Source organism: Vogesella alkaliphila (assembly GCF_014652475.1).
GTDB classification, from domain to species: Bacteria; Pseudomonadota; Gammaproteobacteria; order Burkholderiales; family Chromobacteriaceae; genus Vogesella; species Vogesella alkaliphila.
Map to the genome: position 1 here is coordinate 1 of NZ_BMYW01000022.1, position 1,973 is coordinate 1,973.

General features: G+C 41.8%; 3 protein-coding genes. All 3 read left to right on the plus strand.

The window, feature by feature from the left end:
* The coding region (locus IE100_RS16495) for a DUF2345 domain-containing protein (RefSeq protein ID WP_229800428.1) at positions 1-458 on the plus strand (458 nt) is incomplete at its 5' end.
* Between the two features lie 60 nt (positions 459-518).
* A complete protein-coding gene (locus tag IE100_RS16310; RefSeq protein WP_189375662.1) occupies positions 519-1,250 on the plus strand; it encodes a hypothetical protein in 732 nt (243 codons plus the stop codon).
* The gene (locus IE100_RS16315; protein ID WP_189375664.1) at positions 1,222-1,791 is read left to right on the plus strand and encodes a hypothetical protein; all 570 of its coding nucleotides are present in this window, start codon (positions 1,222-1,224) and stop codon (positions 1,789-1,791) included. Before IE100_RS16310 ends, IE100_RS16315 begins: the two co-directional genes overlap by 29 nt.
* The last annotated feature ends 182 nt before the right edge of the window (positions 1,792-1,973 follow it).

Sequence of the window (1,973 nt, forward strand, 5' to 3'; positions counted from 1 at the left end):
TGATCGCCGCCAAGGGCAAGGTGCAGCTGCAGGCGCAGAGCGACGCGATGGAGCTGACGGCGGATAAGGATGTGACGGTTACCTCGTGCAAGGACAGCATCACCATCGCCGCGAAAGAAGAAATCCTGCTCAACGTCGGCGGTGGCGCCTACATCCGCATGGCCGGCGGCAATATCGAAGTGCACTGCCCGGGTACGGTGAGCGTGAAGGGGGCGGAGCATCAGATGAGCGGGGGGACAAGCATGGGAAAAGAGCTGAACTCGGTGCTACAAGCCAAGTTTGAAGACCGATTTAGGTTGGTTGATGAGTTTACAGGTGCCGCACTACCAAATAGGAAGTATGTTATTGAGCGCAGCTTCGGCGAAAAGGAGTATGGAACCACAGATGCCGACGGATATACACACACAATAAAAAATAACAATCAAGCAGAAACCATAACGATAGCCATCAAGGAATGAATGCATTTTTATACACAACATTCAGACTAATTAATTAAAATTCAAGTTGCGAGCAACAAAATGGGAAGCCATTCCAAAAAGCCACTGCGTCAGATAGTTTCAAAAACTTTAACCCCCACAAACAATACAGAAACAAAAGCTATCCGCATAAAAAGATATCTCTTGACTATGTATGTAGCGGCTCCGGGAACCCCCCTGAAAGAAGGTGGAACATCGCTACCTGGTCACTTGTACTACAGTATTTGCATGCATGGTTCAAAGTCAATCTGCTATGGCTTTGCTCCTATTAGGCATGGAGAAATGATTGGCCCCGGTAAGGTTTACAATAATGATGATGAAAATTACATCAACCCGCTGTATGCAAGAACAATTGAAATAAAAGAATATCAGTATGTGTCATTAAAAAATTTTGGAGATAACCCAAAAGCCTATAATTTTTCAATGAAGTATGAGCATGCAAAGAACAATTGTGTTGATTTTGTTTGGAATGCACTAAATAAATCCAACATCAAGGCAACACTAACTTATGCGTCCGCTTTGGACCGTACTGGGGAAGTTGTTAATAAAGCCGGCGCAGTAATGGACAAAATCGGGCTTGGATTCCGTGTTGAATTTGCTCACGAAGGAGATCTAAAACCTATTGACAATGCGGATTCAATTGCATCAATTTTACCACCATTCCCCAAAAGCGAATTAAACAAAGAGACTAAAAACCCAATGCCAAATCGTAATTTTATTCAAAAACTTCTCAGTCAGAATCGGGATGAAAAAATCGGTACATCAAATGTTTAAAGAAAAAATAATGAGGCAATTTGTTAATATTGTTGCGCTGTGCGTTTTATCATTAACGGGATGCAGTCAGTCTACCCTGGATGAGGGTGTAAAAGCAACCGCACCAATAAAGTTAGGTAGAGCTGGAGAGAAGGCTTCGATTATATTTTCGACACAAAACAACGAAAGCCATGAAAAAAACAAGCTTTTAATAGGTGTCTCCTTAGTGACAGATGGCCGCCTCGTGGATGTTGATTTACTTCGTGAATCAACACCTGTCTTCAAAGTAAAAATCACCAATATGGAGTCAAAATCTGAGAGGCCAGTACAGTTTTTTTATTTTAAGACAAAGAATTTTTCTAGTAAGCTGGAGTCCAGCAAAAATGGGGTCGCTATTGTTTTTGCCGAGTACTTTGCAAATTATGATTATTTTTTGGCATTTATTGATAGAAATCAAAATGGTAAATACAATGTAGATATTGAGGTTGTCAATGAAAATCCACAGTTAATTTCGCTTCAATTTGAGGCTTTTGTGGATTATCGGATATATGGTGGGAAATAAATTATTTCAATAAGTTATATTGTTGTCAGTTTTATTATCCAGTGCGGGATAGAAACTCTAGATTTGCACGATTGTTGAGCCGGTGGCGGTATCTTTTTGCCGGAAATGTTGGCCGCATCTTGGCTTTGTTGCACAAATCGGGGCAAGTGCCCGCCCGGTAGAATGACGGCATGAGCAAGCCC

What these genes read in the sequence shown, in the direction of transcription:
- IE100_RS16310 (WP_189375662.1), top strand. Translation starts at nt 519, where the DNA reads ATGGGAAGCCATTCCAAAAAGCCACTGCGTCAGATAGTTTCAAAAACT.
- IE100_RS16315 (WP_189375664.1), top strand. Translation starts at nt 1,222, where the DNA reads ATGAAAAAATCGGTACATCAAATGTTTAAAGAAAAAATAATGAGGCAA.